Source organism: Sphingomonas sp. P4_G2 (assembly GCF_056401155.1).
On record NZ_JBFUJY010000010.1, the window covers coordinates 84150 to 93198 of the forward strand.

The window sequence follows — 9049 nt, forward strand, 5'->3', positions numbered from 1 at the left end:
GAGCGGGAGAGGGAGGGGCCCGCCGCCGTCAGGCGGTGGGAGGGTGAGGGCCTTCTTCCTTCTTCGATCGAAGCGACGGGAAAGAAGAAGAAAGAAGACCCTCACCCAACCCTCTCCCGCAAGCGGGAGAGGGCCAATGGTTTACTCGGCCGCGATCACCACGCCGTCCGAATCCACGCCGGGCTCGTCGTTCTTGAGTTCGACGTTGAGGCCCAGCGAGCGCATTTCCTTGACGAGCACGTTGAAGCTCTCCGGGATGCCGGCCTCGAACGTGTCATCACCCTTGACGATCGCCTCATAGACCTTGGTGCGGCCGACGACGTCGTCCGACTTCACCGTCAGCATCTCCTGCAGCGTATAGGCGGCGCCGTACGCTTGCAGTGCCCAGACCTCCATTTCGCCGAAGCGCTGGCCGCCGAACTGCGCCTTGCCGCCCAGCGGCTGCTGGGTGACGAGCGAGTACGGCCCGATCGAACGAGCATGGATCTTGTCGTCGACCAGATGGTGGAGCTTCAGCATGTAGATGATGCCCACCGTCACCTTGCGATCGAACTGATCGCCGGTGCGGCCGTCGAACAGGTCCGACTGACCCGACGGGTCGAGACCCGCCAGTTCGAGCATCGCCGTCACGTCACCTTCGTGCGCGCCGTCGAACACGGGGGTGCCCATCGGAACGCCGGCTTTCAGGTTCTGCGCCAGCTCGACGATCTCGGCGCCGCTGCGGGCGTCGATATCGGCCACGTAATGCTCGCCATAGATCGTCTTCAGACGCTCCTTGACCGCTTCCGGCATCGCACCCGCCTTGGCATCGGGATTGGCTTCGCGCCAATCCTCCAGCGCCTGGGTGATCTGCTGGCCCAGGCCGCGCGCGGCCCAGCCCAGATGCGTCTCGAAGATCTGCCCGACGTTCATGCGCGACGGCACGCCCAGCGGGTTGAGCACCAGGTCGACCGGGGTACCGTCCGCCAGGAACGGCATGTCCTCGGCCGGCAGGATGCGGCTGATGACGCCCTTGTTGCCGTGACGGCCGGCCATCTTGTCGCCCGGCTGCAGCTTGCGCTTCACCGCGACGAAGACCTTGACCATCTTGAGCACGCCAGGCGGCAGTTCGTCGCCCCGCTCGAGCTTCTCGCGGCGGTCCTCGAACTTGTCCTTGATGAGCTTTACCGCGTCATCATACTGACCCTTGACCGCTTCGAGGTCCGACTGGACCTTGTCGTCCTGGACCGCGAACTTCCACCATTCGTGGCGGTCGACGCTGTCGAGCAGGTCCTGATCGATCTCCGAGCCCTTCTTGAGGCCCTTCGGCGTCGCCGTGGCGACCTGACCGATCAACATTTCCCGCAGGCGCGACCAGGTCGCGCGGTTGAGGATCGTGCGCTCGTCGTCCGAGTCCTTCTTCAGGCGCTCGATCTCCTCGCGCTCGATCGCCATCGCGCGCTCGTCCTTGTCGATGCCGTGGCGATTGAACACACGGACCTCGACCACCGTGCCGGCGACGCCCGGGGGCAGGCGCAGCGAGGTGTCACGAACGTCCGACGCCTTCTCGCCGAAGATCGCGCGGAGCAGCTTTTCTTCCGGCGTCATCGGGCTCTCGCCCTTCGGGGTGATCTTGCCGACCAGGATGTCGCCCGGCTCGACCTCGGCGCCGATATAGACGATGCCCGCCTCGTCGAGGTTGCGCAGCGCTTCCTCACCGACGTTCGGGATGTCGCGGGTGATGTCCTCCGGCCCGAGCTTGGTGTCGCGCGCCATGACTTCGAATTCCTCGATATGGATCGAGGTGAAGACGTCGTCCTTGACGATACGCTCGCTGATGAGGATCGAATCCTCATAGTTATAGCCGTTCCACGGCATGAACGCGACGAGCGCGTTGCGGCCGAGCGCCAGCTCGCCGAACTCGGTCGACGGGCCGTCGGCGATCACGTCGCCGGTATTGACCACGTCACCCACCTTCACCAGCGGACGCTGGTTGATGCAGGTATTCTGGTTCGAGCGCTGGAACTTCATCAGCGTGTAGATGTCGACGCCCGACTTGCCGGCCTCGACCTCACCGGTCGCCCGGATCACGATACGGGTGGCGTCGACCTGGTCGACGATGCCCGCGCGCTTGGCGGCGATCGCCGCGCCCGAGTCCCGCGCCACCGTCTCTTCCATGCCGGTGCCGACGAACGGCGCCTCGGCACGGACCAGCGGCACCGCCTGGCGCTGCATGTTCGATCCCATCAGCGCGCGGTTGGCGTCGTCGTTTTCCAGGAACGGAATGAGCGATGCCGCGACCGACACGAGCTGCTTGGGGCTCACGTCCATCAGCGTGATGTTCTCAGGGAGCGCCATCAGGAATTCGCCGGCCTGACGCGCGGAGACCAGCTCCTCGGTCAGCTTGCCGTCGGCATCGGTTTCGGCGTTGGCCTGCGCGATCGTGTGCTTGGCCTCTTCCATCGCCGACAGATAGACGACGTCGGTGGTCACCTTGTTGTCGATGACCTTGCGGTACGGCGTCTCGATGAAGCCGTATTTGTTGACGCGGCTGAACGACGCCAGGCTGTTGATCAGACCGATGTTCGGGCCTTCCGGCGTTTCGATCGGGCAGATACGGCCATAATGCGTCGGATGGACGTCGCGGACCTCGAAGCCCGCGCGCTCGCGGGTGAGGCCACCCGGCCCGAGCGCCGAAACGCGACGCTTGTGCGTCACTTCGGACAGCGGGTTGGTCTGGTCCATGAACTGCGACAGCTGCGACGAGCCGAAGAACTCGCGCACCGCGGCGACCGCGGGCTTGGCGTTGATCAGGTCGTTGGGCATGACGGTCGACACGTCGACCGAGCTCATCCGCTCCTTGACCGCACGCTCCATGCGCAACAGCCCGACGCGATACTGGTTCTCGAGCAGCTCGCCGACCGACCGCACGCGCCGGTTGCCGAGATTGTCGATATCGTCGATCTCGCCCTTGCCGTCCTTGAGGTCGACCAGCGTCTTGACCACCGCGAGGATGTCCTCGGTGCGGAGTGTGGTGACCGTGTCCTCGGCGTCGAGGTCGAGGCGCATGTTGAGCTTGACGCGGCCGACGGCCGACAGATCGTAGCGCTCGGGATCGAAGAACAGCCCTGCGAACAGCGACTCAGCGGTCTCGAGCGTCGGCGGTTCGCCGGGGCGCATCACGCGATAGATGTCCGACAGCGCCTGCTCGCGCTCTTCGGCCTTGTCGGCCTTGAGCGTGTTGCGGATCCACGGCCCGGTCGACACATGGTCGATGTCGAGCAGTTCGACGCGGTCGATGCCGGCGGCGTCGAGCTTTTCGAGATTCTCGATTCCGAACTCGTCGCCCGCCTCGATATAGATCTCGCCGGTCTTCTCGTTGATCAGGTCGTAAGCCGAATAGCGACCGTAGATTTCCTCGGTCGGGATCAGCAGCGTCTCGAGGCCGTCCTTCTGCGCCTTGTTGGCAGCGCGCGGGGAAACCTTCTGGCCGGCCGGGAAGATGATCTCACCCGACTTGGCGTCGACGATGTCGAACATCGGCTTGGCGCCGCGCCAATTCTCGGGCGCGAACGGAATCTGCCAGCCGTTGGGACCGCGGACGAAGGTCACGCGGTTGTAGAAATAGTTGAGGATGTCCTCGGACGTCAGGCCGAGCGCATAGAGCAAAGCCGTGACCGGCAGCTTGCGCTTCCGGTCGATACGGACGTTGACGATGTCCTTGGCGTCGAACTCGAAATCGAGCCACGAGCCGCGATACGGGATCACGCGCGCCGCGAACAGATACTTGCCCGAGGCGTGGGTCTTGCCGCGGTCATGGTCGAACAGCACGCCCGGCGACCGGTGCATCTGGCTGACGATGACGCGCTCGGTACCATTGACGATGAACGTGCCGTTCTCGGTCATGAGCGGCATGTCGCCCATGTAGACGTCCTGCTCCTTGATATCGAGCACCGAGCGGGCTTCCGTATCGGGATCCACCTCGAACACGATCAGGCGCAGCGTAACGCGCATCGGCGCCGCATAGGTGATGCCGCGCTGGCGGCATTCGTCGGTATCGAACTTGGGCGGTTCGAGCTCGTAATTGACGAAGTCGAGCTCGGCAGTGCCGGCGAAGTCGCGGATCGGGAAGACCGAGCGCAAGGTCTTCTCCAGGCCGGACACGTAGCCGATCGATGGATCGCTGCGCAGGAACTGTTCGTAGGATTCGCGCTGAACCTCGATCAGGTTCGGCATCTGCACCACTTCGTGGATGTTGCCGAAAACCTTGCGGATGCGCCGCTTTGCGGTGCCTTCGATCGCTTTGGTCGCCATGTGGGTTTTTTGCCTCGTCAGCTTGATATTCGTGCCCCGGATCCCCGAGGCGGGCACGCATCGCGACGCAAAAAAGCCGCTCCATCCTACTTCCGTTTCCGGCCGTGGACGGTGCAGCTTCTAGCGTCGTGTGAACCGACAGCTTCCAATTCGATCGACCCGGTGCGCGACGCCGTGTCATTTCCCGAAAGCTGTGGTGAGGAGCGCGATATAGGTAGCGTGTTGGAGAGTGTCAAACGCCTCGCGCATTTTTTCCGGACTAATGTTCAGGCTCAATCTTCAGGCCCAGTCTTCAGGCATCGTCGGGGGTTACATTCTCCTCATCCAGCTTGAGCTGTTTGAAGATTGGCCATTCGGTCAGGTTTCCGCTGCCCTTATTGCAGTCGATCCGCCGCACCAGCTTCCCATCTTTCATCACCAACACGCCCGAGACATTATATTCGGGCTCGATCCGCTCCCCGCTCAATTGCTGCGGCGCCTGCCAGCGGTTGAATAGGATGTAGTTCCACTGCCCGCTGACGAAGCGCAGCGTCTGATCCTCGCCGCGACTATACATCGTGCGATGATAGAAGACGCCGCCTTGCGGGCTGCCCGTGAGATTGATCTCCGGCCGACCGAGCGAACCAAAACTATAGATCAGGCGATCGCCGCGCAGGGTGACGGCAATGCGCTTGCCGCCGGCGCGACAAGTGAACACGGTCTGCGGGGCAGGGGTGCCGGAGGCCATGATGGCGCCCAGAATGAGGCTGATAGTCATTTCGGGACTGTATGACCGAAAAAAGTAAGTGCAAAATTGTCCTTTCTTTATAACGATGATTCAATGGGTTGCTCGCCTCATCGCGAAAAACCGCTCGGCCGGACGGCGACGAAACGAGGAACCACGGGCGGGTTCCACTCATTGTGACACCGTCATGAAACAGCAATTTGCCCCCCGCAAAGCCCGCGCACTGGCGCCCCTCCTCGTCGCCACTGCGCTCGTCTCAACCCCCGTCTTCGCGCAGGATACGACGCCGCAGACCGCGCCCGCGCAACCGGTGATCGTCACGCCGCCGGCGACCGCGACGGTGCCGATCCCACCAGTGGTGCGCACTGTACCCGACGGCACGCCGCCGGCTGCGTCGGCGGCCGAAGAACCCGCCGCCAAACCGGCACCGCGCGCCGCCACGGCGACCCGCAGCGCGACGCGGACCACGCGGACAGTGACGCATACCCGCACCGCCTCGGCGGCGCGACCAGCTCCGGCACCGGCTCCCGAGGCGGCGCCCGCCCCGGCACCGCAAGCTGCCGCCCCCGCGCCGGCCCTGGTAACGCCGCCGGCGGATACAACCGCCGCGGCCCCGGCTCCGGCGCCCGCCGCCGCGCCGGCCAATGAACCGGCGGCGCCTGCCGCCGACACGACATCGACCCAGTCGGACACCACCACCACCGAAGTGCCGTTCTGGGCATGGATCGCCGGCGGTATCGCGCTGCTCGCGGTCATTCTCGGCGCGGCGCTCGCCATGCGCGGCCGCCGTCGCGAGTACGATTATGAGCCGGCCTATGTCGAAGACAGCTATGTCGAACCACAGCCTGAGCCGGTGGCCGTCGCTCCGGTGATCCCGCCGGTACCGGTCGCCAAGGCCGAACCGCGCAAGGAGCCCGAATATCTGCGCCGCGGGGCGCCCATCGGGGCCGCTACCGCCGCGATGGAACCAGTCATCGCGGCGCCGGATGCGGTCGAGATGTCAACGCCCCCGGTCGACGAAGTGGCCGAGCTCACCGCCGGCACCGCGCCGATCGCCGAGCGCCCGTGGCTCGAATTCGCGATGCGTCCGGTGCGCGCCGGTACCAATGTCGACGAAGCGCTGGTCGAAATCGAGCTGACCGTGGGCAATTCCGGCACCGTTCCTGCCCGCGACGTGCGCATCTCGACCTTCTTGCTGTCGAGCGATCCCAACGGGACCGAGATGGAGCGCCTGTTGCTGAGCCCGCCGTCGGATGCGACGACCGACCCGGTCACGATCAATCCCGGTGAGGGTAAGCGGATTGACGCCACGCTGGCGTTGCTCAAGTCGGACATGGGCGAGAATTTGCCCGATACGATCCGTCCGATCATCGTCGCCGACGCTCGGTACACGCTCGAAGACGGCAGCGAAGGCCGCACCTCGGCGTCGTTCACGATCGGCGTCACGCCCGAAGAAGGCGGTTCGGGCCTCGATCCGCTCGAACTGAGCCGCTCGTCGATGCACGAAAATGTCGGCGCTGAACTGCGCGGCGAACCGCAACACGCCTGACGCTCCCTCAGGCACGGCGACGCCCGCCCCGGACCTCCGGGGCGGGCGTTTTTGCGCGCTACGCCGAAAGCCGTCACCCCACACAAGTCCGGCATGACGGAGATGGATTCACGACGGATTCGATTGCGTCCCAGTGCCGTAGCGTCCTAGGACGCTGCAACCCTCCCAAGGAGACTCGGTCGCATGATGAAGAAGCTGGCGTTGCTGCCTCTGGTCGCTCTCGCATTCACTCCAGCGCTCGCGCAGCAGGCGCCGATATGGCCGCCTAAGGGGGACGATGTCCCGGCCAAGTTCACGCCGCCGGTCGCCGCCAATGCCGATTACATCAAGCGCGAGGTCATGGTGCCGATGCGCGACGGGACCAAGCTCTATACCGTCATCGTCATTCCCAAGGGCGCGACCAACGCGCCGATCGTGCTGACGCGCACGCCGTATAACGCCAAGGGCAGGGCGAAGCGCTCTGACAGCGCGTCGATGCTGGCGACCTTGCCGCTGGCCGATGAGATCTTCGTCAAGAACGGCTATATCCGCGTCTATCAGGACATTCGCGGCAAATACGGGTCCGAAGGCGGCTATGTCGTGACGCGCCCGGTGGTCGGCCCGCTCAACGACACCAAGGTCGACCATACGACCGACGCCTATGACACGATCGACTGGCTGGTGAACAAGGCCAATCTGCCCGAATCCAACGGCAAGGTCGGGATGATCGGGTCGTCGTACGAGGGCTTCACCGTGGTCATGGCGCTGCTCCATCCGCACCCCGCGCTCAAGGTCGCGGCACCGCAGAGCCCGATGGTCGACGGCTGGATGGGTGACGACTGGTTCCATTACGGCGCGTTCCGCCTCGCCAATATCGCCTGGCTCGGCGCGCAGACCGGCTATCGCGGCGAAGGCAAGGCGCCGCCGACCGGCGGCTATGACGATTACGACAATTTCCGCGAGGTCGGCTCGGCGGGCGATTGGGCGAAGAAATCGGGTTACGATCAATTGCCCTATTGGAATCGCATGTCGATGCATCCGGCTTATGACGAATTCTGGTCGGACCAGGCGCTCGACACATTGCTCGCCAAGAATCCGTCCGACGTCCCCACGATCTGGGAACAGGGTCTGTGGGACCAGGAAGACATGTGGGGCGCGATCCACAGCTATGAGGCGCTGGTGAAGGCGGGCAAGGCCGGCAACAATTTCATCGTGATGGGCCCGTGGCGACACAGCCAGATCAATCGCGTCGGTTCCGAACTTGGGCCGTTCAAGTGGAACGGCGACACCGCCGCGCAATATCGCGAGGACATGATCCTGCCCTTGTTCAACCAGTATCTGAAGGATGGCCCCGCAGTCAGCGTGCCGGCGGCGACGATCTACAATACCGCGGAGAACCATTGGGATCGCTTCAACGCCTGGCCGGTCGCATGCGAAAAGGGCTGCCCGGCGCCGCTCAAGCCGATCTACATGCAGGGCGACGACGGCCTCGGCTTCGACAAGGCGGGCGAGGGTGGCGACAGCTACGTCTCCGATCCGGCCAAGCCGGTCCCGCATCTGCCGCGCCCGGTCAATTTCAACGATGGCCGCTGGGGCGATTGGCTGGTTCAGGACCAACGCTCCTATGACGGCCGCCCCGACGTGCTGAGCTATGAGAGTCCCGTGCTCGACCAGGCGGTGCGCGTGTCGGGCGTGCCGATGGCCGATCTGTTCGCCAAGACGACCGGGACCGACGGCGATTTCGTGGTCAAGGTGATCGACGTCTTCCCGACCGAGAATGCCACCGATCCCAAGATGGGCGGCTATCAGCTGGCGATCAGCCTCGACATCTTCCGCGGCCGCTATCGCGACAGCTTTGCCAATCCGTCGCCGATCCCGGCCGGCAAGGTGCAGGAATACAAGTTCCGCCTGCCGGCCGTGAACCATGTGTTCCAGCCCGGCCACCGCATCATGATCCAGGTGCAATCGACCTTGTTCCCGCTCTACGATCGCAACCCGCAGAAATATGTCCCCAACATCTTCTATGCGAAGAAGTCGGACTATCAGAAGGCGACGGTGACGATCATGCGTGGCGGAAAGACGCCGAGCGCGGTGTGGCTGCCGGTCGTGCCGCTCGCGCCGCCGCAACTGATGCGCTAGGGGGTTCCTCCGCCGCCGTTTGGCGGAGGTTCAGCTAGATCGTGCAATTGATGGGGTCGATGAGGGGTTTTGGAGTTTTGAAGCGCGCGAGCATGTTGCTCGCGGGGGTGGCGGTGCTGCCGGGGGTCGCGGCTGCGCAATCGACGGACAGCGCGCCGCAATCCATCCCTGATCTCGGCGGCTTCAGCCTTCCGCCCAAGCCCAAGCCGACCCCGACGCCGCCGCCATCGGGACCGATCGTCGCGCCGTTCAGCCGGCCGACGCCGATCCCGACCTTCGCGCCCACGCCTGCGCCGACGCCCAGCGCGGCCGTGACGCCGCCGCCGGTCACGACCACGCGGCCCAGCAGCACGGCGCCGACGGCC

The 9049-nt window shown here is 64.7% G+C and carries 5 protein-coding genes; 2 read left to right on the top strand and 3 right to left on the bottom strand.

Features of this window, described 5'->3' with window-relative positions:
* Window positions 1-141: 141 nt before the first annotated feature.
* Both rpoB and AC1DRD_RS20790 read right to left on the bottom strand, forming a co-directional pair.
* The gene (gene rpoB / locus AC1DRD_RS20785; RefSeq protein ID WP_478042876.1) at window positions 142-4293 is read right to left on the bottom strand and encodes a DNA-directed RNA polymerase subunit beta; all 4152 of its coding nucleotides are present in this window, start codon (window positions 4291-4293) and stop codon (window positions 142-144) included.
* Between the two features lie 292 nt (window positions 4294-4585).
* The gene (locus AC1DRD_RS20790; RefSeq protein ID WP_478042877.1) at window positions 4586-5050 is read right to left on the bottom strand and encodes a hypothetical protein; all 465 of its coding nucleotides are present in this window, start codon (window positions 5048-5050) and stop codon (window positions 4586-4588) included.
* 154 nt (window positions 5051-5204) lie between these two features.
* On the opposite strand from AC1DRD_RS20790, the gene AC1DRD_RS20795 reads away from it, so the two are divergent.
* Window positions 5205-6566 (top strand): hypothetical protein, encoded by a 1362-nt coding sequence (locus AC1DRD_RS20795; protein WP_478042878.1) that lies wholly within the window; start codon window positions 5205-5207, stop codon window positions 6564-6566.
* Between the two features lie 183 nt (window positions 6567-6749).
* Window positions 6750-8684 (top strand): CocE/NonD family hydrolase, encoded by a 1935-nt coding sequence (locus tag AC1DRD_RS20800; RefSeq protein ID WP_478042879.1) that lies wholly within the window; start codon window positions 6750-6752, stop codon window positions 8682-8684.
* Between the two features lie 34 nt (window positions 8685-8718).
* Here the strand turns inward: AC1DRD_RS20800 and AC1DRD_RS20805 are convergent.
* A partial coding sequence (locus AC1DRD_RS20805; protein ID WP_478042880.1) for a hypothetical protein occupies window positions 8719-9049 on the bottom strand: 331 nt, incomplete at its 5' end.

Excerpts from the sequence above, each read along its gene's own strand:
- rpoB (WP_478042876.1), bottom strand. The coding sequence starts at position 4,293 with ATGGCGACCAAAGCGATCGAAGGCACCGCAAAGCGGCGCATCCGCAAG.
- AC1DRD_RS20800 (WP_478042879.1), top strand. The coding sequence starts at position 6,750 with ATGATGAAGAAGCTGGCGTTGCTGCCTCTGGTCGCTCTCGCATTCACT.
- AC1DRD_RS20790 (WP_478042877.1), bottom strand. The coding sequence starts at position 5,050 with ATGACTATCAGCCTCATTCTGGGCGCCATCATGGCCTCCGGCACCCCT.
- AC1DRD_RS20795 (WP_478042878.1), top strand. The coding sequence starts at position 5,205 with ATGAAACAGCAATTTGCCCCCCGCAAAGCCCGCGCACTGGCGCCCCTC.